20 protein-coding genes are annotated in these 25379 nt (G+C 71.3%); 12 read left to right on the forward strand and 8 right to left on the reverse strand.

Translation table 11 applies throughout. The features are described from left to right. The first annotated feature begins 91 nt into the window (after positions 1-91). The 3 genes from ilvA (at position 92) to ACZ4E1_RS23020 (ending at position 3323) form a co-directional block, all read left to right on the forward strand. The gene (gene ilvA, locus ACZ4E1_RS23010; RefSeq protein ID WP_467542020.1) at positions 92-1333 is read left to right on the forward strand and encodes a threonine ammonia-lyase; all 1242 of its coding nucleotides are present in this window, start codon (positions 92-94) and stop codon (positions 1331-1333) included. A gap of 158 nt (positions 1334-1491) precedes the next feature. Further along, complete coding sequence (locus ACZ4E1_RS23015; RefSeq protein ID WP_467542023.1) at positions 1492-2463, forward strand: ATP-binding cassette domain-containing protein; 972 nt, start codon at positions 1492-1494, stop codon at positions 2461-2463. Then, positions 2460-3323 (forward strand): ABC transporter permease, encoded by an 864-nt coding sequence (locus tag ACZ4E1_RS23020; protein ID WP_467542025.1) that lies wholly within the window; start codon positions 2460-2462, stop codon positions 3321-3323. Before ACZ4E1_RS23015 ends, ACZ4E1_RS23020 begins: the two co-directional genes overlap by 4 nt. An 82-nt stretch (positions 3324-3405) precedes the next feature. Here ACZ4E1_RS23020 and greA read toward each other — a convergent pair whose 3' ends face one another. After that, entirely contained in the window at positions 3406-3903 is a 498-nt protein-coding gene (gene greA / locus ACZ4E1_RS23025; RefSeq protein ID WP_467542027.1) for a transcription elongation factor GreA, read from the reverse strand. 194 nt (positions 3904-4097) lie between these two features. Continuing rightward, positions 4098-4499 (reverse strand): DUF4307 domain-containing protein, encoded by a 402-nt coding sequence (locus ACZ4E1_RS23030; RefSeq protein ID WP_467542029.1) that lies wholly within the window; start codon positions 4497-4499, stop codon positions 4098-4100. A 130-nt stretch (positions 4500-4629) separates the two neighbouring features. On the opposite strand from ACZ4E1_RS23030, the gene mca reads away from it, so the two are divergent. After that, positions 4630-5511, forward strand: a complete 882-nt coding sequence (gene mca, locus ACZ4E1_RS23035; RefSeq protein WP_467542031.1) for a mycothiol conjugate amidase Mca — start codon at positions 4630-4632, stop codon at positions 5509-5511. Further along, a complete protein-coding gene (locus ACZ4E1_RS23040; RefSeq protein ID WP_467542033.1) occupies positions 5504-5752 on the forward strand; it encodes a hypothetical protein in 249 nt (82 codons plus the stop codon). The genes mca and ACZ4E1_RS23040 overlap by 8 nt, the downstream gene beginning before the upstream one ends. Positions 5753-5864: 112 nt before the next feature. Here the strand turns inward: ACZ4E1_RS23040 and ACZ4E1_RS23045 are convergent, their stop codons facing one another. Then, complete coding sequence (locus tag ACZ4E1_RS23045; RefSeq protein WP_467542035.1) at positions 5865-6632, reverse strand: MHYT domain-containing protein; 768 nt, start codon at positions 6630-6632, stop codon at positions 5865-5867. A gap of 161 nt (positions 6633-6793) precedes the next feature. Next, the gene (locus tag ACZ4E1_RS23050; protein ID WP_467542039.1) at positions 6794-9997 is read right to left on the reverse strand and encodes a tetratricopeptide repeat protein; all 3204 of its coding nucleotides are present in this window, start codon (positions 9995-9997) and stop codon (positions 6794-6796) included. 128 nt (positions 9998-10125) lie between these two features. On the opposite strand from ACZ4E1_RS23050, the gene ACZ4E1_RS23055 reads away from it, so the two are divergent. Next, a complete protein-coding gene (locus ACZ4E1_RS23055; protein ID WP_467542041.1) occupies positions 10126-10557 on the forward strand; it encodes an MmcQ/YjbR family DNA-binding protein in 432 nt (143 codons plus the stop codon). 28 nt (positions 10558-10585) lie between these two features. Here ACZ4E1_RS23055 and ACZ4E1_RS23060 read toward each other — a convergent pair whose 3' ends face one another. Further along, the gene (locus ACZ4E1_RS23060; RefSeq protein ID WP_467542043.1) at positions 10586-11194 is read right to left on the reverse strand and encodes an antibiotic biosynthesis monooxygenase; all 609 of its coding nucleotides are present in this window, start codon (positions 11192-11194) and stop codon (positions 10586-10588) included. 101 nt (positions 11195-11295) lie between these two features. Between ACZ4E1_RS23060 and ACZ4E1_RS23065 the strand changes: the two genes are divergently transcribed. The 5 genes from ACZ4E1_RS23065 (at position 11296) to ACZ4E1_RS23085 (ending at position 20036) form a co-directional block, all read left to right on the forward strand. Next, positions 11296-13326, forward strand: a complete 2031-nt coding sequence (locus tag ACZ4E1_RS23065) for a thioredoxin domain-containing protein (RefSeq protein ID WP_467542045.1) — start codon at positions 11296-11298, stop codon at positions 13324-13326. A 146-nt stretch (positions 13327-13472) separates the two neighbouring features. Continuing rightward, entirely contained in the window at positions 13473-14759 is a 1287-nt protein-coding gene (locus ACZ4E1_RS23070) for a glycosyltransferase (protein WP_467542047.1), read from the forward strand. After that, complete coding sequence (locus tag ACZ4E1_RS23075) at positions 14756-16375, forward strand: ArnT family glycosyltransferase (RefSeq protein ID WP_467542049.1); 1620 nt, start codon at positions 14756-14758, stop codon at positions 16373-16375. The genes ACZ4E1_RS23070 and ACZ4E1_RS23075 overlap by 4 nt, the downstream gene beginning before the upstream one ends. Further along, a complete protein-coding gene (locus ACZ4E1_RS23080; protein ID WP_467542051.1) occupies positions 16372-17589 on the forward strand; it encodes a glycosyltransferase in 1218 nt (405 codons plus the stop codon). Before ACZ4E1_RS23075 ends, ACZ4E1_RS23080 begins: the two co-directional genes overlap by 4 nt. 101 nt (positions 17590-17690) lie before the next feature. Next, positions 17691-20036 carry a galactose oxidase-like domain-containing protein gene (locus tag ACZ4E1_RS23085; RefSeq protein WP_467542513.1) on the forward strand — a complete coding sequence of 782 codons (2346 nt, stop codon included), beginning with the start codon at positions 17691-17693 and terminating at the stop codon, positions 20034-20036. A 200-nt stretch (positions 20037-20236) separates the two neighbouring features. Here the strand turns inward: ACZ4E1_RS23085 and ACZ4E1_RS23090 are convergent, their stop codons facing one another. The 3 genes from ACZ4E1_RS23090 to trhA form a co-directional block, all read right to left on the reverse strand. Next, a complete protein-coding gene (locus ACZ4E1_RS23090; RefSeq protein ID WP_467542053.1) occupies positions 20237-20845 on the reverse strand; it encodes a TetR/AcrR family transcriptional regulator in 609 nt (202 codons plus the stop codon). Positions 20846-20850: 5 nt separating this feature from the next. Then, the gene (locus ACZ4E1_RS23095; RefSeq protein WP_467542055.1) at positions 20851-22407 is read right to left on the reverse strand and encodes a DHA2 family efflux MFS transporter permease subunit; all 1557 of its coding nucleotides are present in this window, start codon (positions 22405-22407) and stop codon (positions 20851-20853) included. Positions 22408-22531: 124 nt separating this feature from the next. After that, a complete protein-coding gene (trhA, locus tag ACZ4E1_RS23100; RefSeq protein ID WP_467542057.1) occupies positions 22532-23215 on the reverse strand; it encodes a PAQR family membrane homeostasis protein TrhA in 684 nt (227 codons plus the stop codon). 326 nt (positions 23216-23541) lie between these two features. Here trhA and ACZ4E1_RS23105 point away from each other — a divergent pair, with 326 nt between their 5' ends. Further along, the gene (locus ACZ4E1_RS23105; RefSeq protein WP_467542059.1) at positions 23542-25374 is read left to right on the forward strand and encodes a phosphoenolpyruvate carboxykinase (GTP); all 1833 of its coding nucleotides are present in this window, start codon (positions 23542-23544) and stop codon (positions 25372-25374) included. The last annotated feature ends 5 nt before the right edge of the window (positions 25375-25379 follow it).

The raw sequence follows: 25379 nt of genomic DNA on the forward strand, positions 1-25379 counted from the left end.
CGAAAGCGCATGCCGTACCAGCCGTGTTCAATCCGGTATCGCGGTGTGAACACGACGGGTCGCGCCCGCCGTGAGCTGCGAGACTTCAGTCATGAGCTACAGCACGTCTCACTCCTTGCCCCGCCGTCTTCCCGCGGTCACGCTCGACGACGTGCGCGGCGCCCAGAAGATGCTGGGCGGGGTGGCTCGGGTGACGTCCATGGCGCACAGCCATCATCTCTCGCAGCTGGCCGGCACGCCGGTCCACCTGAAGTGCGAGAACCTCCAGCGGACCGGCTCCTTCAAGCTGCGCGGCGCCTACGTGCGCATCGCCGGACTGCTGCCCGAGGAGCGCGCGGCCGGGGTCGTGGCCGCCAGCGCGGGCAACCACGCGCAGGGCGTCGCCCTGGCCTCCGCGCTCCTCGGCGTGCGCTCCACGGTGTTCATGCCGGTCGGCGCGCCCCTGCCGAAGGTCGCGGCCACCCGCGACTACGGCGCCGAGGTGAGGCTGCACGGTCATGTCGTCGACGAGACGCTGGCCGCCGCGCAGGAGTACGCCGAACGCACCGGCGCCGTGTTCATCCACCCCTTCGACCACCCGGACATCGTCGCGGGCCAGGGCACGCTCGGCCTGGAGATCCTCGAACAGTGCCCCGAGGTGCGCACGATCCTCGTCGGGGTCGGCGGCGGCGGGCTCCTCGCGGGCATCGCCGTCGCGGTCAAGGCGCTGCGCCCCGACGTGAAGGTCATCGGCGTGCAGGCGGCGGGCGCTGCCGCGTACCCGCCCTCGCTGGAGGCCGGACGCCCCGTCTCCGTGCCGCACCCCGCCACGATGGCCGACGGCATCAAGGTGGGCCGCCCCGGCGACGTCCCGTTCCGCCTCGTCGCGGACCTGGCCGACGACGTCCGCACGGTGTCCGAGGACGCCCTGTCCAGCGCGCTGCTGCTGTGCCTGGAGCGGGCCAAGCTCGTCGTCGAACCGGCGGGCGCGAGCCCCGTCGCGGCCCTCCTGAGCGACCCGCGCGGTTTCGAGGGCCCGGTCGTGGCGCTCCTGTCGGGCGGCAATGTGGACCCGCTGCTGATGCAGCGCGTCCTCACCCACGGCATGGCCGCCGCGGGCCGCTACCTGTCGCTGCGGCTGCGGCTCGACGACCGTCCCGGCGCGCTCGCCTCGATCCTCGGCGTGCTGTCCGTCGTCGACGCGAACGTGCTCGACGTGAGCCATGTCCGCACCGACTCGCGCCTCGGGCTGACCGAGGTCGAGGTCGAGCTGCACCTGGAGACGAAGGGCCCGGCGCACTGCGTGGAGGTCGCGACGGCGCTGCGCGAGGCGGGTTACACGGTCATCGACTGACGGGGTTGTGGAAAACCCGTGGCGACACGCGATACATCGCGATAGCGTGTGAGGTGCCTCACGGGTACGCCGGGCGACGCCGCCCGGGCGAACCTAGACTTTTCCACCGGCACCCACCGGCACTCACCAGCTGGTCACTCACGCGTTGGGGGAACCACATGCCAGGCGCCATCCACGCCGAAGGTCTGGTGAAGACCTTCGGCGACGTCAGAGCCCTGGACGGGGTCGATCTGGACGTTCCAGAAGGCACCGTCCTGGGCCTGCTCGGGCCGAACGGGGCGGGGAAGACCACCGCCGTGCGCTGCCTCACCACCCTGCTCACCCCCGACAGCGGCCGCATGGTCGTCGCCGGGATCGACGTGCTCAAGCATCCGAACGAGGTGCGGCGCTCGATCGGCCTGTCCGGCCAGTTCGCCGCCGTCGACGAGTACCTGACCGGCCGGGAGAACCTCCAGATGGTCGGCCAGCTCTACCAGATGAAGGCCAAGGAGGCGAAGGCCCGCGCGAGCGAGCTCCTGGAGCGCTTCCATCTCGCGGACGCGGCCGACCGCCCCTCCAAGACCTACTCCGGCGGCATGCGCCGCCGCCTCGACCTCGCGGCAGCCCTCGTCGTGTCGCCGCCCGTGATGTTCATGGACGAGCCGACGACGGGCCTGGACCCGCGCAACAGGCAGCAGTTGTGGGAGGTCATCCAGGAGCTGGTCGCGGGCGGCACGACCCTGCTGCTCACCACCCAGTACCTGGAGGAGGCCGACCACCTCGCGCACGACATCTGCGTCGTCGACCACGGCAAGGTCATCGCGCGCGGCACCGCCGACCAGCTCAAGGCGCAGACCGGCGGCGAGCGCGTCGAGGTCGTCGTCCACGAGGAGGAGCACCTCGACGACGCCCGCGCGGTCCTCGCCGCGTACGGCAAGGGCGAGACCACTGTCGAGCGGCACACCCGCAAGCTGACGGTGCCCGTCACCGGCGGCGCGAAGCTGCTCGCCGAGGTGATCCGCGACCTGGACGCGCGGGGCATCGAGATCGACGACATCGGGCTGCGCCGCCCGACCCTCGACGACGTCTTCATCTCCCTCACCGGCCACCTGGCCGAGCAGGCGGGAGAGGACGAGGAGGCCGCGTCATGACCGCCGTCAGCCAGACCGCCCCCACGCCCCCGGCGCCCCGCGCCGCTCCCGGAGTCGGCCAGGCCGTCCGCGACTCCCTGGTCGTCGCGAAGCGGAACCTGATCCGGATGACCCGGATCCCCGAGATGGTCCTCTTCGGGGTCATCCAGCCGGTGATGTTCGTCGTGCTGTTCACGTACGTCTTCGGCGGCTCGATGAAGATCGGCGACACCACCGACCCCACGGTGTACAAGAACTTCCTGATGGCCGGCATCTTCGCGCAGACCGTCACCTTCGCCACGGCCGGCTCCAGCGCCGGTATCGCGGACGACATGCAGAAGGGCCTGATCGACCGGTTCCGCTCGCTGCCCATGGCGCGCGGCGCCGTCCTCACCGGCCGCACCGTCGCCGACCTGGCGCAGACGGCGATCACCCTGCTGATCCTGGCCGCCGTCGCGCTGCTCGTGGGCTGGCGTCCCGGGTCGGCCGAGCCGACCAACTTCGGCAAGATCCTGGCCGGCTTCGGCCTGCTGCTCCTGCTCGGCTACGCGTTCACGTGGATCGGCGCGCTGATCGGCCTGTCCGTGCGCACCCCGGAGGCGGCGACCTCGGGCGGCATCATCTGGCTGTTCCCGGTGACGTTTCTGTCGAACGCGTTCGTGGACTCCAGCCAGATGACGCCCTGGCTGCGGCACATCGCGGACTGGAACCCGTTCAGCGCCACCGTGCAGGCCTGCCGGCAGCTCTTCGGCGACCCGGGCCTGTCGCAGTCGCCCGCGTGGCCGATGCAGCACCCGATCTGGGCCTCGCTGATCTATTCGGTGCTGATCCTGCTGGTCTTCCGCACCCTCGCGGTGCGCAAGTACCGCCGCTCCGCCTGACCTGACGTGACCCGGTACGACACGCGAGCGGGCCCCGAGCCGTCCTGGCTCGGGGCCCGCTCGCAGGGCGTCGTGAAAGGCGTCAGCCCACGTAGGGCTCGGCCTTGAGGATCTTCACCGAGGCCATCTTGCCGTTCGGCAGCTCGTACTCGGCGTCGTCGCCGACCTTCTTGCCGTTCACACCCGTGCCGAGCGGGGACTGCGGCGAGTACGTCTCGATGTCCGCGCTCGCGTACTCGCGCGAGGCGAGCAGGAACGTGACGGTGTCGTCCTCGTCGCCGTCGAAGGCGATGGTGACGACCATGCCGGGCTCGACCACGCCGTCGTCGGCCGGCGCCTCGCCGACCTTGGCCTTCTCGAGAAGCTGGGTCAGCTGGCGGATGCGGAGCTCCTGCTTGCCCTGCTCCTCCTTGGCCGCGTGGTACCCGCCGTTCTCGCGCAGGTCGCCCTCCTCACGCGCTGCCGCGATCTTCGCGGTGACTTCCTCGCGCGCGGGACCAGACAGGTACGCCAGCTCTTCCTTGAGCTTGGAGTACGCCTCCTGCGTGAGCCAGGTGACGTCTTCGCTGGTCTGGGTCACAGGGTGCTCCTCGTAGGTACTGGGAATACAAAGCATCGCCCTACCTGAAGGATGTTCCCTCCCAGGTGGGCGAAACCACGAGCCTAACAATTCAACGGTGAAAGGGGGAGGACATAAGCCACCAGAATTCTGTCGACGCAGGTCAGGCGTCGACAGGAGGGTGACAGGGGAGTGACAGGAGGGCGAGGCGCGCGTCAGTCCGCGTGACAGCCGACGAGTTCCGCGGTCGAACCGCGGCCCGAGGTGCGCAGGGTGACGACCTGGTCGATGCGGTCCTTCGGCTGGCTGAAGCGGAAGTCCGCGCGGCCGACCTCGGCGCCGTCGGCGCTCTGCGAGCGGACGGTGCAGTAACCGCTCGCGTCGGAGTCCTTACGGATCTCCAGGTGGACCTCGACCGAGGACGGGTGGGTCTTGAAGGCGATGATCTCGCCGCTGAACTTGTTGCCCACCACGTAGTACCAGCCGAACCAGATCATCAGGGCGGCGAACAGGGTGCCGGTGATGATCGCGGCGATCTTCAGCTTCCGGTCCGCGCGGGCGTCGGCGGCGCGCGACGAGCCGTACCGCCCCTCCGGCAGCTGCTGCACGGCGCTCATCGGCCAGATCCTCTCGCGTGGCCCGTCACGATCGCGGGCGCCGGAATTTTCCGCCCCCCGGTTCGGTCACTATAGAAGCCGCACATTGCGCCGGACGACACCGGGCGCCCTATCTCACGAGGATCTTGTCTTGACTGAGCAGCTGCGACTGATGGCCGTACACGCCCATCCCGACGACGAGTCGTCCAAGGGCGCGGCCACTATGGCCAAGTACGTGTCCGAGGGGGTGGACGTGCTCGTGGTGACCTGCACGGGCGGAGAGCGCGGCTCCATCCTCAACCCCAAGCTCCAGGGCGACACGTACATCGAGGAGCACATCCACGAGGTGCGCAAGAAGGAGATGGACGAGGCCCGGGAGATCCTCGGCGTCCAGCAGGAGTGGCTCGGCTTCGTCGACTCGGGCCTGCCCGAGGGCGACCCGCTGCCGCCGCTGCCCGAGGGCTGCTTCGCCCTGGAGGACGTCGACAAGGCGGCCGGTGAGCTGGTCCGGCAGATCCGCTCGTTCCGTCCCCAGGTCATCACGACGTACGACGAGAACGGCGGGTACCCGCACCCCGACCACATCATGACCCACAAGATCACGATGGTGGCCTTCGAGGGCGCGGCCGACCCCGAGAAGTTCCCCGAGTCCGAGTACGGGCCGGTGTGGCAGGCGATGAAGCTCTACTACAACCAGGGCTTCAACCGGCCGCGCACCGAGGCGCTGCACCACGCGCTCCTGGACCGCGGTCTGGAGTCGCCGTACGCGGACTGGCTGAAGCGGTGGGACGAGTTCGAGCGGGTCGAGCGCACGCTGACCACGCACGTTCCGTGCGCCGACTTCTTCGAGATCCGGGACAAGGCGCTGATCGCGCACGCCACGCAGATCGATCCGGACGGCGGCTGGTTCCGGGTGCCGATGGAGATCCAGAAGGCCGTGTGGCCGACGGAGGAGTACGAGCTGGCGAAGTCGCTCGTGCCGACCTCCCTCCCCGAGGACGACCTCTTCGCGGGCATCCGCCACAATGCCTGATGTGAACGCGAATCTGGCAATGACCCATCTCGTCCCCCTTGCCGCCAAGGAGGTCGACGAGAACAAGGTGACTCCGGGTGTTCTCGGCTTCATCGTCTTCGCGGTGATGGCGCTGGCCGTGTGGGGCCTGATGAAGTCGATGAACCGGCACATGGGGAAGGTCTCCTTCAAGGAGAAGGGTTCCCCCTCCGAGGACGAGGCCGCCTCTGCGGCGGGCGGCACCGTGACTGACCGGGGCTGACGCCCACTCGTCTGCCGTGTGAGTTTCGTCGGCGGCTCGCCCGCCGTCGTGGCTGGTCGCGCAGTTCCCCGCGCCCCTGAAGCGCACTTCGTGCGCCCAGGGGCTGCCGGCGCTAAGCCCTGCGGGGTTCTGCGTGCCAGTCGTCGTCTTCGCCCAGGATCAGGCTGGGGTCGAGCATGACGACCACTGCGGACAGGACCAGGAAGATGAACGGGCCGGCGATCATGGGCAGCAGGAACGAGCTGTTCGCGTGGCCCGCCGCGTGGGTGGCCCCGTCGTGGAGCTGGACGCTGACGGCTGCCATGCCGGTGTAGTGCATGCCCGAGATGGCGAGGCCCATGACGAGGCTGGCGCCGAGCGAGGGCAGGAAGCCGCGGATGCTGACCGCGGCCCACAGGGCGGCGGTCGCCGCGACGACCGCGATCACGACGGAGAGCGACACGAGCGTCGTGTCGTACTGGATCTCGCCGTCCATGCGCATGGCGGCCATGCCCAGGTAGTGCATCATCGCGACGCCGAGCCCGGTCAGGATGCCGGCCGTGGCCAGCGGGACGGCGGCGGTGCCGCGGTGGCCGACGATGAAGACGCCGATGCCGACCACGGCGATCGAGACGCCGAGGCTGAGCAGGGTCAGCGGCACGTCGTAGGTGATGGCGGTCTCCTCGACCTGGAAGCCGACCATCGCGATGAAGTGCATCGTCCAGATGCCGACGCCGAGGCAGGCCGAGCCGAGCGCCAGCCAGCCCGTGCGGCGGCCCTCGCGCTGCACGACGGTCCGGGCCACGCAGCGCAGTCCGAGCGCCGAGCCCAGACACGCCATCAGGTAGGCCGCCACGGGTGTCATCAGCCCGTAGCTGAAGCCGTCGACTGTGCCCTGCATGTACTTTTCACTCTCCGGTGCTGTGGGGGTGGACCCAGTCGGGTTACTGCTGGGTACGGAGAGAAAGTAAGGGCGGTGTGAAGGTGCCGCGTGCAGGTTACCGAGCGTAACCTGCACATCGTTGTGCAACCGTGAGGAGCTGGCGGCCCGTCAGCCCGGCGTCAGTCCGTCACCCCCATCACGTCCCGCGCGTGCCGGTTCGGGACCATGCCGAGCCGCCAGGCCTGCCAGCCCGCGTCCAGGTCCACGCCGCGCTCCAGCAGCAGCCCGTACGCCGTCACGTAGTCGTCGAGCTTGCCGTCGCGGGTCGGGGCCGGGGTGCGGGCCAGCGTCGCCAGTTCCTCCTGGGCGACGGCCGTGCCGACCTCCGAGCCGCCGGGGGAGGCGTACGGCAGCAGCGTGCAGCGCAGGAACGCCGCCCACTCCTCGCCCCGCCGGTCCCCGTACGAGGCGAACAGGCCCTGCGCCTCCTCGCACAGGTCGAGCGCCTGCTGGAGCCGCGTGTTGCCCGCGTCGACCACCGCCAGCTCCAGGCACGTCCACGCCTCGCCGTGCGCGACGCCGATCCGCTGGAAGTCGGCGCGGGCGTCGACGAGGAGCTGACGGGCGAAGCCGGAGTTGCGCAGGGAACCGGTCTGCGCGGCCCGCTGGTCGCGGGTGACGCGCGCCGAATGGTGCCGGGCGCAGGCGAGCCCGTACACGTCCCGCATCCGCGAGAACATCGTGCGGGAGCGCTCCAGCTCGCGCACCGCCTGATCGAGATCGCCGGTCTCCTCCAGGGCCTGGCCCAGGTAGTAGTACGTCCAGGCCTCACCGCGCGCGTCCTCGTTGTCGCGGTGCCGGGACGCGGCCTGGCGCAGCCCGTCGACCGCCGCCGACGCGTCTCCCTCGACCAGCCGGGTGCGGGCCAGCTGGGTCAGCGCCCAGGCCTCGCCGCGCGCGTCCCGGGTGCGGCCGTACAGGTCGAGGGCGGTGCGCAGCTGCTCCTCGGCGCGCTCCACGTCGCCCATGCGCAGGCACAGCTGGCCGAGCTGGAAGTGCGCCCAGGCCTCGCCGTGCAGCGACTCGTTCTCCCGGTGCAGGGCGAGCGCGTCGGTGAGCAGCTCCAGGGACTCACGGACGTGGGCGCGGTCCCGCTCGACCGCCGCGAGCGCGTGCAGGGTCCAGCCCCGGTCGCCCTTCGTCTCCGGGGTGGTCTGGAGGTCGAGCGCCTCGCGCAGTTTCGCGCTCGCCTCCGTGAGCTGGCCCTGGTGGTGCAGCGTGATGCCGAGCGAGCACAGCGCGCGGGCCTCGCCCGCTCGGTGGTGCGCCTCCCGGTACAGGTCGACCACCGACGACAGCGTCGTACGGGCCTTGTCGAGCTCGCCGAGCTGGCGGGCCGCGATGCCGGTGCGCCACTGCACCGAGCGCACCAGGAGCCCCTGGTCGATGGCCTGGGTCAGCTCGCTGATCTCGCCGAGGCGGTAGAGGTCGCCGCGCAGCAGGCAGTAGTCGCACAGGGCGCCGAGCAGGCCGAGCACCGCGTCCTGGTTGACGCCCTCCGCGTGCCGCAGGGCCGCCGTGATGAAGCTCGACTCGTCGTCCAGCCAGCGCAGCGCCGCGTCCAGCGACGTGAAGCCGTGCGGGCCCATCTGTCCGGCCCGCGTCGACATGTTGCCGTCGACCAGGCGGATCACCGAGTCGGCGAGGTCGGCGTAGTTCTGGATCAGGCGCTCCTGCGCGGCCGTGCGCTCGGCGGGCTCCTCCTCGTCGGCGAGCCGGGCCTGCGCGAAGCCGCGCACCAGGTCGTGCAGCCGGTAGCGGCTGCCGCGCACACGGTCGATCAGGCCCGCGCGGGACAGTGCCGTCAGATGCTTGGTCGCCTCCTTGGTGTCCGTGGCGAGCAGCGCCGCCGCGGCGGCCGCGCCGAGCGAGGCCCGGCCGGCGAGCGCGAGGCGCCGCAGCAGCCGGCGGGCCTGCTCGGACTGGTCGGTGTAGCGCAGCCACAGCACCCGCTCCACCGGCTCCACCGGCCCGTACGCGCCGAGGTCGGCGGCGAGCTGACGCGGGGTGCGCGGCCCGATCGCGGACCCGGCGATCCGCAGGGCGAGCGGCAGCCCGCCGCACAACTCCCGTACGGCGTCGGATGCTTCGGCGTCGTAGGGCCCTTCCGGGTCCTCGGCGGCCTCGCGCAGCAGCTCCTCGGCGCCCGCCGCGTCGAGGGCCTCCACGGGCAGCTGGTGCACCCACGCCGGGGTGTCCTCGCCGAGGTCGAGCGGCTTGCGGGAGGTGACGACGACGAGGCTGTCGGAGCGCTCGGGGATCAGCGTGCGCACCTGCGCCGCGTCCGCCGCGTCGTCCAGGACGATCGTGACGGGCAGCCCGGTCAGATACTGGTGATACAGCTCGCTCAGCCGCTTGACCTGCTGGTCCTGCGAGGACCGCTCCCGGAACAGGAGCTGTTCGCGGGGTGCCCCGAGCCGGTTGAGCAGATGCATCAGGGCGTCCCGCGTCGACAGCGGCGCCGCGTCCGAGCGGTCCCCGCGCAGGTCCACCACGCACGCCCCGCGGAACTGGTCGCGCAGCTCGTGCGCCGCCCGCACCGCGAGCGTCGTGCGCCCCGAACCGGGCGCCCCGTGCAGCACCACCACCGTCGGCCGGGTCTGCGTACTGGCCCGCGCCGCGTGCACCCACTGGGTGATCCTCGACAGGGCGGCCCGGCGTCCCGCGAACGGGCCGTCCGGTTCGGGGAGTTGACCGAACGACTGCTCCAGGACGGTCCGCCGCCGCGCCGCCGCGCTCTTGTCGGTCCCGCGCAGTTGCGGCACGGCCGTCTTCTTCTTGCTCGTCCCCGCGCCGGTGCTCGCCGCGAGCACCCGCTGCTGGTCCAGGAACGGCCGGATGCCCCGCACCTCCAGCGCGGTCAGCCACTGGAGCCGCAGCTGCTCCGGGCCGCCCGGCTGGCTCGCCGCGCCCGCGCTGCGGCTCGCCGCCGGCAGATGCGCGGCCGTCACCTTGGCGACCGTGGCGGCCGCGCCCAGGACGGCGACGGCGGCGCCCGCGCCCACCGCGACCCCTGTCCCGGCGCCGAGCGCCAGGTCGGCCACGCACGCGGTGACGGCCCCGACTCCCGCCACCATCAAGGGAGTCGACCCGCCCTCCTTGGCGAACCGCTCCCCGAACGTCATGCGTCCGGCCGACGCCGCGTCGAGCGCCCCCGTGTAGGCGGCGTACTCCTCGGCGGCGGTCTGTCCCATCGCGTCCAGCGCACCGCGCGCCCGCGCGAGCAGCACCTTCCCGTCGACCCGGCCGCCGGAGCGCCTGACCTCCTCCTCGACGGCCCGGGCCAACAGCCGCTCGGCCTCCGCCCGATGGCTGTCTCGCATACTCGGTCCCCCTCCGATCGACATCCCGTCAGTTCACGGACAAGTGTGCTGCGTACGGGGTGAAGGCGCGAGGGTCCCGCGATCGTGCAATGAGGCGGCCCGGGCGGGGCGGGTGTCATCATCCAGCCATGCCCCACCCCGTCATGTTCGACGAAGACGACCCGTATCTGGTGCGCCTGCGCCGGGTGGCCCTGGCCTTCCCGGACGCCGAGGAGCAGATCGCGCACGGCCGCCCCGGCTTCCGGGCCGGCAAGTACTTCGCCTGGTACGGCGGTTCGACGAAGGGGACCGCCGACACCCGCGTCCGCTACGACCAGGCCCTTCTGGTCCTGCCGGACGAGAGCGACCGGGCGGCCCTCGCCGAGGACGCGCGCTGCTTCGTGCCCGCCTATCTCGCCCCGTACGGCTGGATCGGCCTCGACCTCGCCGCGGGCGGTGCCACCGCCCCGGACGACGTCGACTGGCAGGAGGTGGCCGAACTGCTCGACGCGTCCTACCGGCAGGTCGCGGGCGCCCGCCGGGTCGCGGCCCTGGACGCGCGGGGCGGCCCGGCGGCGTGAGATCCGCGAAAGACGCGGCGGGGGGTGCTCAGTCGAGCCGTTCGAGAAGCACCGCCTCGAACTCCTCGAGCGCGATGACGTTCATCGGCACCTCCGAGGTCGCCTTCGCCCGGCTGCTCGCCTGGGCGCCGCGGGAGGCGGCCAGCGCCTCGCGGTCGCGCCAGATCGTGCCGACCGAGCCGAAGCCCGTGGCGCGGTCGGCGAGCAGCGCCGCGCCCGCGAAGCCCGGGGTCTCCTCGAACCGGGGCAGCGCGGTGGAGCGGAACAGCCCGGCCAGATCGTCGAGCGCGCCCGGCGGTATCTGGAAGCGCGCGAGGCGGAACCCCGCACCTGCCGCGGCCTGCGGCCTGCGCGTGTAGTCCAGCGCCTCGAACGTCATCACGGACATCGACGACGCGAAGGGCGAGAGCAGCTCCGCCCGGCGCTGCTTGAGCTGGTCGTCGCTGCCGTGGGCGTGCTCGGCGGAGTCCCACCAGCTCCCCATGACGATCTTGCCGACCTCGCGGTCGGCGAAGAGCCCGTACCCCCGGTACCCCGGCTGCTCGGACAGCAGCTTCACGGCCTCCGTCCGGAGGCCGTCCAGGGCTTCGTCGATCTTGCCCGGATCGCCTGTCACATAAGTCGTGCGCACATGCATGACCGGCCCCCATTCCTCTCTGTGTACCTGCTTACGACACTCCTCCGATGCCGAGGACGTCGCAAGCGGGCACGGCAGGAGCGGGCTGCGATACTGCGGGCATGGTGAATCGCCTGGCCGCATCCCAGTCGCCCTATCTGCTCCAGCACGCCGACAACCCGGTCGACTGGTGGCCGTGGTCCCCGGAGGCCTTCGAGGAAGCCCGGCGCAGAAACGTCCCCGTCCTGCTGAGCGTCGGCTACAGCTCCTGCCACTGGTGCCACGTCATGGCGCACGAGTCCTTCGAGGACGAGGCGACCGCCGCCGCCATGAACGAGCACTTCGTGAACATCAAGGTCGACCGCGAGGAGCGACCCGACGTCGACGCCGTGTACATGGAGGCCGTGCAGGCGGCCACCGGGCAGGGCGGCTGGCCGATGACCGTGTTCCTCACCCCGGACGCCGAGCCGTTCTACTTCGGCACCTACTTCCCGCCCGAGCCCCGCCATGGCATGCCCTCGTTCGCGCAGGTCATCGGTGGGGTGCGGGACGCGTGGACCGGGCGCCGGGACGAGGTCGCCGAGGTCGCCGGGAAGATCACCGCCGATCTGGCGCGGCGTGAACTCCCGTACGGGGACACCCGGGTGCCCGGCGAGGAGGAGCTCGCGGCGGCGCTGCTCGGACTGACCCGGGAGTACGACGCGACGTACGGCGGGTTCGGCGGGGCGCCCAAGTTCCCGCCGTCCATGGTCATCGAGTTCCTGCTGCGCCACCACGCGCGCACCGGCGCCGAGGGCGCCCTCCAGATGGCCGTCGACACGTGCGAGCGGATGGCCCGCGGCGGCATCTACGACCAGCTCGGCGGCGGCTTCGCGCGCTACTCCGTGGACCGCGAGTTCACCGTGCCGCACTTCGAGAAGATGCTGTACGACAACGCGCTGCTGTGCCGCTCCTACGCGCACCTGTGGCGGACCACCGGCAGCGAGCTCGCCAAGCGGGTCGCGCTGGAGACCGCCGACTTCATGGTGCGCGAACTGCGCACGAACGAGGGCGGGTTCGCCTCCGCGCTGGACGCCGACAGCGAGGACCCGGCGACCGGCAAGTCCGTCGAGGGCGCCTACTACGTGTGGACGCCCGCCCAGCTGACCGAGGTGCTCGGCGCCGATGACGCCGCCGTCGCCGCCCAGCACTTCGGGGTCACCGAGGCGGGCACCTTCGAGGAGGGCGCCTCCGTGCTGCGGCTCCCGCAGACGGAGGGCGTCGCGGACGCCGCGCAGGTCGAGCGGATCCGTGAGCGGCTGCTCGCCGCCCGCGCCGAGCGGCCCGCGCCCGGCCGGGACGACAAGGTGGTCGCCGCCTGGAACGGTCTGGCGATCGCCGCGCTCGCCGAGACCGGCGCCTACTTCGGCCGCCAGGACCTCGTCGACGCCGCCGTCTGCGCCGGTGACCTGCTCGTGCGCCTGCACATGGACCCGGCCGCCCGCCTCACCCGCACCAGCAAGGACGGCCGCGCGGGGGACAACGCCGGTGTCCTGGAGGACTACGCGGACGTCGCCGAGGGCTTCCTCGCGCTGGCGTCGGTGACCGGCGAGGGCGTCTGGCTGGAATTCGCCGGGTTCCTGCTCGACCACGTCCTCGACCGGTTCGTGGACCCGGAGAGCGGTGCCCTGTACGACACGGCAGCCGACGCCGAGCAGCTGATCCGCCGGCCACAGGACCCGACCGACAACGCGACCCCGTCCGGCTGGACCGCCGCCGCCGGGGCCCTCCTCTCGTACGCCGCGCAGACCGGCTCCGAGCCGCACCGCGCCGCCGCCGAACGGGCGCTGGGGGTCGTGAAGGCGCTCGGCCCGCGCGCGCCGAGGTTCATCGGGAACGGCCTCGCGGTCGCCGAGGCGCTGCTCGACGGGCCGCGCGAGATCGCCGTCGTCGGGGAGGTCGGCGGCCGGATGCACCACGCCGCGCTCACCGCGACCGCGCCCGGCGCCGTGGTCGCCGCCGGACCCGAGGGCGGCACCGAACTCCCGCTGCTCGCGGACCGGCCGAAGGTGGACGGGCGGGAGACCGTCTACGTGTGCCACCACTTCGTCTGCGACGCGCCCGTGACCGACGTCGGCGGACTGAACCGCATCTTGGGCGAAACGCAGGGTTAACGCGGCTTAGCACGGTATTTATCCGAACAGGTTCCCCTCCTTCACAGGTTCCCCATATCCTCGGCCCATCGGTGGGGTGAGTGTGGCTGAATGTCGCACTTAGGGGGATCTGGGGGGATCTTTTGCTTGCAACCGATGTCGTCGGCATGTCCGATGCCGGCGCGATACTCAGTGCTGCGCTCGTCGCGGCCATATCACTGGCCCTCTTCTGGATGGCCGCGTTCACGCTGTGGTGGCAGATGCACGCCTGGCGCACGCCGGAGGTGCTCGCCTCCACGCGGTTCGCGGCTCCCGGAGATCACGGGGCTCTGTCCTTCTCGCTGCTCCTGCCCGCCCGGCACGAGCAGGCCGTGCTCGATCACACCGTCCAGCGGCTCCTCGAGTCCGGCCACCGCGACTTCGAGATCATCGTCATCGTCGGGCACGACGACCCGGAGACCGCCCAGGTCGCGGAGCGGGCCGCCGCCCGCGACCCGCGCGTCCGTGTCGTCGTCGACACCCACGCCAGGAAGAACAAGCCGAAGGCGCTCAACACGGCGCTCCCGTACTGCCGGGGCGACGTCGTCGGGGTCTTCGACGCCGAGGACCAGGTCCACCACGACCTCCTCGCCCACGTCGACCACGCCTTCCGCGACACCGGCGCCGACGTCGTGCAGGGCGGCGTCCAGCTGATCAACTTCCACTCCAGCTGGTACAGCCTGCGCAACTGCCTGGAGTACTTCTTCTGGTTCCGCTCCCGGCTGCACCTCCACGCCCAGAAGGGCTTCATCCCGCTCGGCGGCAACACCGTCTTCGTCCGCACCGACGTGCTGCGCGAGGCCGGCGGCTGGGACCCGGACTGCCTCGCCGAGGACTGCGACCTCGGCGTACGCCTGTCCAGCACCGGCAAGAAGGTCGTCGTCGCCTACGACTCCGACATGGTCACCCGCGAGGAGACCCCGGGCACCCTGCTGTCCCTGCTCAAGCAGCGCACCCGCTGGAACCAGGGATTCCTCCAGGTCTACCGGAAGAAGGACTGGAAGCAACTGCCCACGCTCCGGCAGCGGATGCTCGCCCGGTACACCCTCATGACCCCGTTCATGCAGGCGTTCACCGGCCTGATCATCCCGCTCAACGCCGCGGTCGCCCTGCTCATGGACGTCCCCGTCGGCATCGCCTTCATCACCTTCCTGCCCGCCGTCACCGCGTTCGTGACCTTCGTCTTCGAGGTCGTCGGCCTGCACGACTTCGGCAAGCAGTACGGGATGCGCGTCCGGTTCGTCCACTACCTCAAGCTCATCGCCGGCGGGCCCTTCTACCAGCTGCTCCTCGCCGGCGCCGCGATCCGTGCCGTCTGGCGCGAGCAGCGCGGCCGCAGCGACTGGGAGCTGACCAGTCACGTAGGAGCCCATCTGCCCGCCGAGCGTGCCGCCCGAGAGGACGTACCCGCGTGACCGCCACCCTTCCCGCGGCCGGCAGCGCCACGCCGGTCGCGCAGCCCACCCGTGTCCCCGCCCGTCTGCGCACCCCGGTCCGCGCCGTCCGTTTCCGCAGCTCACCGGCCGACCTCGCGCTGTGCGGAGTGCTCCTCGCCGCGATCGTCCTCGTCCAGGGCTGGAACATCGCGGGCTACCCCAACTTCAGCGACGACGAGGGCACCTACCTTGCCCAGGCCTGGGCCGTGCAGCAGGGCGACGGCCTCGCCCACTACACGTACTGGTACGACCACCCGCCGCTCGGCTGGCTCCAGCTCGCCGCCGTCAGCTGGATCCCCGCGCTCGCCGACCCGTCCGCCATGACCGTCGGCACCATGCGCCTCGCCATGCTCGGCGTCAGCGCGGTCAGCGCCGTCCTCGTCTACGTCCTCGCCCGGCGGCTGCGGCTGCCCATGTGGGCGGCCGGGCTCGGCATGGCCCTGTTCGGACTCTCCCCGCTGGCCGTCGTGCTCCAGCGCGAGATCTTCCTCGACAACATCGCCGTGATGTGGATGCTCCTCGCGTTCTGCCTCGCCGCGTCCCCGAGCCGGCACCTGTGGCACCACTTCGCCGCCGGGCTCGCCGCCGCGACGGGCGTCCTGTCCAAGGAGACGATGCTCGTCCTGCTGCCCGCGCTGCTCGTCACCATGTGGCGCCACGGCCATCCGGCCACCCGCAAGTTCGCCCTGACCGGCGCCATCACGGCCTGCGCGCTCGTCGGCCTCTCCTATCCGCTGTTCGCCCTCCTCAAAGGCGAGCTGTTCCCCGGCGGCGGGCACGTCTCGCTGTGGGACGGCATCAGCTACCAGCTCAGCCGCCCCGGCTCCGGATTCCTCCTCGACCAGGGCTCCGGCTCGTACGGCGTCCTGCACTCCTGGCTCTACTACGACCGGGTGCTGCCCATCGGCGGGCTCGCCGCCGCCCTGTTCCTGCTCGTCACCCTGCGCTGGTCGGTCACCGCCCGCGCCCTCGCCGGACCCGCCCTCGCCGTCGCCGTCCTCGCCCTCGTCGCGATGCGCCCGACCGGCTACCTGCCCGCCATGTACATCGTGCAGGCGCTGCCGTTCCTCGCCCTGGTCCTCGCCGGGGCCGCCGCCGGAGTCGTCCACGCCCTCGTGCACCGGGGCCGGGCACCGCGCGGACTGCGCCTCACCGCCGTCGCCCTGCTCGCCGCCTGCGCGGCCGGCCTCGTCGTGCCCCGCTGGTACGACGGCGACCGCACCGCCATGACCGTCGACGCGAACGCCCCGTACCGGGGCGCCGCCGCCTGGATGGCGAGCGAGGTCCGCGACCCGGCCTCCACCCGCGTCCTCGTCGACGACGCGCTCTGGCTCGACCTCGTCCACGCCGGCTACGAACCCGGCCTCGGCGCCATCTGGTTCTACAAGGCCGACCTCGACCCGGCCGTCACCCGGACCATGCCGGACGGCTGGCGCGACCTCGACTACGTGGTCGCCTCGCCCACCGTGCGCCGCGACGCCGCCGACCTGCCGAACGTACGGGACGCGCTGCGCCACTCCACGCCCGTCGCCACCTTCGGCGAGGGCCCGGACCGCATCGAGATCCGCCGCGTCCAGGAAGGCGGCAGCCGATGACCGTGCACCCCGAGACCGAGCTCGACGGCGCCGAGGTGCCCGAGCCGGGCGCCGTCACCATCGTCGTCCCCACCTTCAACGAACAGGACAACATCGCCGAACTCCTGCACCGCATCACCGAGTCGGTCCCGCACCGGCTGCCCTGCGAGGTCCTCTTCGTCGACGACTCCACCGACGAGACGCCCCGCGTCATCCGCGAGATCGCCCAGGACTGCCCCTTCCCGGTGACCCTCCTGCACCGCGACGAACCCACGGGCGGGCTCGGCGGCGCTGTCGTCGCCGGGATCCGCGCCGCGGCCTCCGACTGGGTCGTCGTCATGGACGGCGACCTCCAGCACCCGCCGTCCCTCGTACCGGAGTTGGTGGCGACCGGCGAGCAGGAGGGCGCCCAGCTCGTCGTCGCCAGCCGCTACCTGCCCGGCGGCAGCCGCGCCGGACTGTCCGGCGGCCACCGCGTCGCCGTGTCCCGCGCCTCCACCTGGCTCGCCAAGGGACTCTTCCCGCGCGCCCTGCGCGGCATCAGCGACCCGATGAGCGGCTTCTTCGCGATCCGCCGCGCCGCCGTGCACCCCGATGCCCTCAAGCCGCTCGGGTACAAGATCCTCCTCGAACTCGCTGTCCGCACCGGCCGGTTGAGCGTCGCCGAGGTGCCGTTCGTCTTCCAGGAACGGCACGCGGGCGAGTCCAAGTCCACGATCCGCGAGGGCCTGCGCTACCTGCGGCACCTCGTCGAACTGCGCACCGCCGCCCCGCTCGCCCGCCTGCTCGTCTTCGGCCTGATCGGCCTGACCGGCTTCGTGCCCAACCTGCTCGCCCTGTCCGCCCTCACCCACGCGGGCCTGCACTACCTGCCGGCCGAGATCCTCGCCAACCAGGCGGGCGTCGCCTGGAACTTCCTGCTCATCGAGGGTCTCCTCTTCCGCGCTCGGCGCGGCCACCGCCACTGGGCCGACCGCACCGCCCGCTTCGCCCTGCTCGCCAACGCGGACCTGGTGCTGCGCATCCCGCTCATCGCCCTGTTCGTACGGCAGTTGGGTCTCGCCGTGCTGCCCGCCACGGCGCTCGCGCTCGTCACCACGTTCGTCCTGCGCTTCGCCGGCACCGAGGCGCTCGTCTACGCGAAGAAGACCAGGAAGCCCGGGACACCGCAGGTGTCCGGCCCACCGGAGATCGCCGAGCCGACCGCCGAGACCGCGACAGGAGCCGCCGCGTGAGCCGCACGACAGGAACGACACGGACATCGGGCAGGAGACGGCCGGGGCCCACCCGGAGAACGGCCCTCGCGGGGGTGACCGCGCTCGCGGCCTCCCTCCTGATGGCCGTGCCGCAGCCCGCCTCCGCCGCCAACCTCGTCAAGAACCCCGGCTTCGAGACCGCCGGGACCGGCGACATGCCGGCCTGCTGGGAGAAGTCCGGCTGGGGCGACAACGACTACACGTTCACCACCACCACCGCCGACGCCCGCACCGGCACCAAGGCGATGAAGGTCGAGCTGACCCGCCGCGTCGACGGCGACCGCAAGGCGCTCATCACCGAGTCCGCCGACTGCGCGCCGCCCGTCACCGTCGGCAAGCAGTACGACCTCGGCCTCTGGTACAAGACGACGACACCGGACGCCTCGCTCACGCTGTTCCGCCACGACACGACCGCCGGCTGGCAGTACTGGACCGACCTCAAGACCCTGGACCTGAACGCCGGTTGGGCCCAGGCGGCGGTCCGCACGCCCGAGGTGCCGCCCGGCACCGACCGCATCAGCTGGGGCGTCTCCGTCTACGGCACCGGCTCGGCGACCACCGACGACTACACGATGGAACAGGTCGCGGACCCGGTCCCGGACCCCGAGTGCACCGGCACGCGGCAGGAGTGCGCGGACGGCCGCTGGGACGTCCTGCCCACCCAGAACCCGGTCCGCTCCATGCACTCCGTCGTCCTCAAGAACGGCAAGATCCTGCTGATCGCGGGCTCCGGCAACAGCGAGGAGATGTTCGCGGCCGGCACCTTCACCTCGGCGGTGTACGACCCGCAGAAGGGCACGTACAAGACGATCCCGACGCCGAAGGACATGTTCTGCGCGGGCCACGTGCAGCTCGCCGACGGCCGGGTCCTCGTGATGAGCGGCAACAAGGCGTACCCGGCCAAGGACGGCTCGCACGGCTACGAGGGCTTCAAGGACTCGTACCTCTTCGACCCGGCCACCGAGGCGTACACCAGGACGAACGACATGAACGACGGCCACTGGTACCCGTCCGCGACCGTCATGGGCAACGGCGACGTGATGTCCTTCGGCGGCCTGCGCGAGGACTCCACCGGGTCGGTCACCGCCGAGCGCTTCGACGCCGCGAAGGGGGAGTGGCTGCCGCTGTCGCAGGTCCACCAGACCTGGTCGTACTGGGGCCTGTACCCGTCGATGATCCTCATGCAGGACGGCCGCCTCTTCTACTCCGGCAGCCACGTCTTCGGCAACGGCACGCCCGGCACCGGCGCCTCGGTCTACGACTACGACAAGAACACCGTCACCGACGTCCCCGGCCTCCAGAACAAGGACCAGCGCGACCAGTCGGCCAGCGTGCTGCTGCCTCCGGCCCAGGACCAGAAGGTCATCACGATGGGTGGCGGCAACATCGACTCCAACCCGGACGCGGGCCGCCTCGTCGACGTCATCGACCTGAAGCAGCCGAACCCGGCGTACGTGGCCGGGCCCCAACTCCCGCAGGGCACCGTCGACCTGGGCAACGGACCGCAGCCCGAGACCGGCGCCCAGGGCAAGATGTACGTCTCCGCGGTGCTGCTGCCCGACGGCAAGGTCCTGGAGACGGGCGGCGCCCTGCACAACCGCGCCAACCCGGTCCACGAGTCCTCGATCTTCGACCCGGGGACCACCACCTTCGACCCGGTCGCGCCGGACCCCGAGGCCCGCGGCTACCACTCCTCCGCGTTCCTGCTCCCCGACGGCCGCGTCATGACCACCGGCGACAACCCGGGCAACGGCTCCTGGAACCACAACGTGTCGATCTACACGCCGCCCTATCTCCTCAAGGGCGCCCGGCCGAAGATCACCTCGGTCATCGACAAGGAGTGGAAGTACGGGGACACGCAGCGGATCACGGTCGACCGGCCGATCGCCAAGGCCGAGCTGATCCGCCCGGCGGCGGTCACGCACTCCTCCGACCCCAATCAGCGGTACGTGGATCTGCCGCTGTCGGTGGACGGGGCGAACGTCGACCTGAACGTCACGTCGAACCCGAACCTGGCGCCGCCCGGCTGGTACATGCTCTTCGCGGTGGACGCGAACGGGGTGCCGTCCGTCGCCGAGTGGGTCCATCTGACCGGGGCCGCGGTCTCGGGTGCCGGGGAGGTCTCGGCGCACGTCCACTCGTTCGCGGACGGGCTCGCCGCCGAGCCCGAGGGGAAGCGGGCGGCACGCAAGTCGGCGCCGGTCAGCCCGTTCGTCGCCGGGTGCGACCGGCACTACGGCTCGGCGAACGTGTGTGTTCCTACGGCGTTCCCGCCGCAGGTGAAGCCGTCCACGCGGGCGCGCTGCGCTTGGCTTGACCGGCAACGGTTCGGGCGCCTTGTGGTCAACGGGGTCGATGATCCTCTGCGGCTGGACCGGAATGGCGACGGGGTTGCGTGCGGGCCCCGGGACTCATCTGCCCGATAGCGGTCTCGTCGCCGGGTGCGGCCCGGTGGCTCCGTCTCGCGCAGTTCCCCGCGCCCCTGGAAGGCAGCGGCTTCGCCGCGCCTTCCCCCGACAAAGGCGCCCCGCGCCTTGATCGGGGAAATGCGACCCGAAGGGTCTGCATTTCAGGGGCGCGGGGAACTGCGCGAGAAGCCCCACCGGCCCGCACCCGGCGAACAACCTCAAAGGCCCCGCTGCACCGTGTCCAGCGCCCTCAGCACAACCTCCCGCAACTCGACGGAGTCGGGTCGTTCGGCCCAGTACATCGTGGCCTCCATCAGGGCTCCGACGACCGCCATCGCGTACACCCGGACTTCGAGATCCCCCGGATCCCGACCCGTCCGCTCCGCGAGAACCCGGCACACGATCTGCCCGGTCACCGACATGGACTCCATCATCCGCGACCGGACCGCCGGCACCTCGACCTGCAACCGCATCCGCAGCCGCGAGGTCTCCGGGTCCTCGCTCTGCTGGGCGAGCTCCAGGCTGTGGTCGATCACGTGCCGCAGGGAGTCGACGATCGACTCGTCGGCGGGCCGCGCCCGCAGCTCCCGCTCCAGGATCGGATCGAACTCGTCGGTGAGGACGATGTCTTCCTTGGTCGGGAAGTAGCGGAACACCGTGGAGGGGGAGACCTCCGCCGCCTCGGCGATCTGCTCGACGGTCGTCGCGTCGTAGCCCTGCTCCCGGATCAGGCGGTACGTCGCCTCGCGGATCGCCGTGCGGGTCTTGATCTTCTTGCGCTCCCGGAGCCCGATGCGCGGCTCCGAGGTCTGTGCTGAGGCGGCCATGACCCTCATTCTCGGGCATCGGCGCCGAGCGGGGCCACCTGCTTGCCGGGCCCGCCGGGCGCCGGGTGGCCGGGCAGGAGGACCGCCGCGAGCAGGGCCGCGGCCAGCGCCGTGATGCCGATGACGACGAGCGCCAGGTCCATGCCGTGCAGATACGCGGCGTCGGCGGACGCGGCGAGCGCCCGGTCGCCGAGCCGCCCCGCGACGACGTGCGCGCCGATCACCGAGTCCCCGGCCGCGTCCGCCGCCGCGCCGCGCAGCCCGCCCGTGTCCAGGTGCGCGGAGTACGCCCCGGCGACCAGCGCCCCGAGCAGCGCGACGCCGAGGGCGCTGCCGGTCTGCCGGACCGTGCTGAGCAGGCCGGAGCCGCGGCCCGCCTGGTCCTTGGGCAGGGTGGTGAGGGCCCCGCCCATCGCGGGGATCATGGCGAACGCGAAGCCGACGCCGGCGATGCTCAGCCACAACGCCGTGAACCCGTACCCGGAGTCGACGGTCGTCCGCGCCCCGAGGAACCCGGCGAACGCGAGCACGATCAGCGCCACGCAGATCACGGACCGCGCGCCGAACCGGTCGACGAGGGGCTGGGCGAGCCGGGCCGCGAGCAGCATCCCGCCCATCATCGGGACGATCCGCACCCCGGTGCCGAGCGCGTCCGTGCCGAGCACGGCCTGGAGGTACTGCGGCAGCACGAACATCAGGCCGGACATGACGAACATGCCGAGCGTGGCGATCAGCGTGTTGGTCAGGAAGCCCCGGTCGCCGAGCAGGGACAGGTCGAGCATGGGGCGCGGGCTGCGCCGCTCCCGTCGCACGAGCGCGGTGAGCAGGACGGCGGCCACCGCGAAGGAGCCGAGGACGGTGCCGCTGCTCCAGCCCCGGCCGGGGCCCTCGATGATCGCGTAGACGAGGGCGCCGAGGCCGACCGCGGTGAGGGCCGTGGAGAGGACGTCCACGCGGGGCGCGGCCGGGTCGCGGGTCTCCGGCAGCAGGAACAGGCAGGCGATGATGCCGATCGCGACCATCGGCACGTTGATCACGAAGACCGCGCCCCACCAGTAGTGGTCCAGGAGCCAGCCGCCGACGATCGGGCCGAGCGGCAGGCCGAGCGCGGACGCCGCGGAGATCATGCCGATGGCCTTGGTCTGCTCGGAGCGCGGGAACAGGCCGGGCAGGACGGAGAGGGCGAGCGGCATCACGAGGGCCGCGCCGACGCCCATGAGCGCGCGGGCCGCGATCACCCACGTCACCTCGGAGGAGAGCGCGCCGACGACGGACGCGGCGAGGAAGACGCCGAGCCCGCCGATGAGCATCCGGCGCCGCCCGAACCGGTCGCCGAGCAGTCCCGCCGGGAGCATCAGCGCGGCGAACACCACGATGTAGGCGTCCGCCATCCACTGCTGCTCGCCCGTGTCGGCGCCCAGCTGTGCGGCGATGCTCGGCAGCGCCACGTTGAGGATCGTCATGTCGAAGCCGAGCACGAGCATGCTCGCGACCAGGGCCCCGAGGGCCCACCAGCGCCGGGGATCCGGGCGCGCCTCCACCTGCTCAGTGACAGTAGCCATGAAATGAGAGTAGCTCTCACTTGGGAGTGCCTGTCAATAAAGTGCCTGTCAATAAAACCCCGCGCCGGGGCACGCAAAAGGGCCGCGGCGAGTGCCGCGGCCCCGGGGGAGAAGCTCGTACGGGTCAGGCGTGCTGGTACGCCACCAGCGAGATCCCGACGTAGTGCACGACGAACGCCGCCAGTGTCAGCGAGTGGAAGACCTCGTGGAAGCCGAACCAGCGCGGCGACGGGTTCGGCCGCTTGATGCCGTAGATGACCCCGCCCGCGCTGTAGAGCAGCCCGCCGACGATCACCAGGACGAGCACCGCGACGCCGCCCTCCCGCATGAAGTCGGGGAGGAAGAAGACCGCGGCCCAGCCCATCGCGATGTAACAGGGCGTGTAGAGCCAGCGCGGGGCGCCGACCCAGAAGACGCGGAAGACGATGCCGGCCGCCGCCGCGGCCCAGATGCCCCACAGCAGCCACTGCCCCTTCGCCTCGGGCAGCAGGAGCATCGTCAGCGGGGTGTAGGTGCCCGCGATGATCAGGAAGATGTTCGCGTGGTCGAGGCGGCGGAGCAGGCCGCCGGCCTTCGGCCCCCAGTTCCCCCGGTGGTACAGGGCGCTGACCCCGAAGAGCAGACAGGCCGTGAGGACGTAGATCCCACAGGCGATGCGACCGCGCGTGGAGTCCGCGAGCGCGGTCAGGACGATGCCGGCGATCAGGACCGCGGGGAACATGCCCGCGTGCAGCCAGCCGCGCATCATCGGCTTCAGCAACGAAGGCTCTGCTGCGGGGATTTCACTGTGCTCTGCGGCGGCGCTCATGGCGGGCATCGTACCTACGGGACCGTAGGCGCCGGATATGGAGCCCGCCCCCTTCTTCGCCCTGGGGCAGGCCCCACCCCTCACCCGTGCGGCCGTGAGCGCAGGCGGACGGCAATCAGAAGGTGAAATCTGCGTATCGAGTGGGAATCCTCACGTCGCTCAGGTGTGAGGCCCCCTGGACATATGGGCGAAACGGTCGGATGATCAAATGAGTGCCGTCGGCACCGGATGAGCGCCCACTGAGGTCCAGTGGAACGGGAGGCGCAGCGTCCGGGTCGCAGCCCCCACGGGGCATCAACCTCCATACCCCTCTTTTAGGAGCGATCGTGGCGCGCGACATCGCGGCTCCCAACTCCCCGGACACCCTCCCGACCACCCACCAGGGCCTGATCTCGTGGGTCAACGAGATCGCCGAGCTCACGCAGCCGGACCGCGTGGTCTGGTGCGACGGCTCGGAGGCCGAGTACGAGCGGCTGGCCGAGGAGCTGGTCGCCAAGGGGACGTTCAAGAAGCTCGACCCGATCAAGCGCCCCAACTCCTACTACGCGGCCTCCGACCCGTCCGACGTCGCCCGCGTCGAGGACCGCACCTTCATCTGCTCCGAGAAGGAGGAGGACGCCGGCCCGACGAACCACTGGAAGGCCCCCGCCGAGATGCGGGAGATCTTCGCCGGTGAGAAGGGTGTCTTCCGCGGCTCGATGAAGGGCCGGACGATGTACGTCGTCCCGTTCTGCATGGGCCCGCTCGGCTCGCCGCTGTCCGCGATCGGCGTCGAGATCACCGACTCGGCGTACGTCGCCGTCTCCATGCGCACCATGACCCGCATGGGACAGCCGGTCCTGGAGGAGCTCGGCGAGGACGGCTTCTTCGTCAAGGCCGTCCACACGCTGGGCGCCCCGCTGGCCGAGGGCGAGCAGGACGTCCCGTGGCCCTGCAACTCCACCAAGTACATCTCGCACTTCCCCGAGGACCGCGAGATCTGGTCCTACGGCTCCGGCTACGGCGGCAACGCCCTGCTGGGCAAGAAGTGCTACGCGCTGCGCATCGCCTCCGTCATGGCACGTGACGAGGGCTGGCTCGCCGAGCACATGCTGATCCTCAAGCTGACGCCGCCGCAGGGCGAGTCGAAGTACGTCGCCGCGGCCTTCCCGTCCGCGTGCGGCAAGACGAACCTCGCGATGCTGGAGCCCACGATCTCCGGCTGGACCGTCGAGACGATCGGTGACGACATCGCCTGGATGCGCTTCGGCGAGGACGGCCGCCTCTACGCGATCAACCCCGAGGCCGGCTTCTTCGGCGTCGCGCCCGGCACCGGCGAGCACACCAACGCCAACGCGATGAAGACGATGTGGGGCAACTCCGTCTTCACGAACGTCGCCCTGACCGACGACGGCGACGTGTGGTGGGAGGGCATGACCGAGGAGGCGCCCGCGCACCTCACGGACTGGAAGGGCAACGACTGGACGCCCGCGTCCGAGACCCCGGCCGCGCACCCCAACGCCCGCTTCACCGTCCCGGCCGGCCAGTGCCCGATCATCGCGCCGGAGTGGGAGGACCCGAAGGGTGTGCCGATCTCGGCGATCCTCTTCGGTGGCCGCCGCGCCTCCGCCGTGCCGCTGGTCACCGAGTCCTTCGACTGGAACCACGGCGTCTTCCTGGGCGCCAACGTGGCCTCCGAGAAGACCGCCGCCGCCGAGGGCAAGGTCGGCGAGCTGCGCCGCGACCCGTTCGCGATGCTGCCGTTCTGCGGCTACAACATGGGCGACTACATGGCCCACTGGGTGAAGGTCGGCGCCGACAAGGACGCCGCCAAGCTCCCGAAGATCTACTACGTCAACTGGTTCCGCAAGGACGCGAACGGGCGCTTCGTGTGGCCCGGGTTCGGTGAGAACTCCCGCGTCCTGAAGTGGATCGTCAACCGCCTCGACGGCCGGGCGGAAGGTGTCGAGACCCCGATCGGCATCCTCCCGACCAAGGAGTCCCTGGACACGGAAGGCCTCGAACTGGCCGACTCCGACCTGGACTTCCTGCTCTCCGTCGACAAGGAGGTCTGGCGCGAGGAGGCCGCTCTGGTACCCGAGCACCTCAACACCTTCGGCGATCACACGCCCAAGGAGCTGTGGGACGAGTACCGCAACCTGGTGCAGCGCCTCGGCTAGCCGGA

It is taken from the genome of Streptomyces sp. NPDC025806 (genome assembly GCF_055558275.1).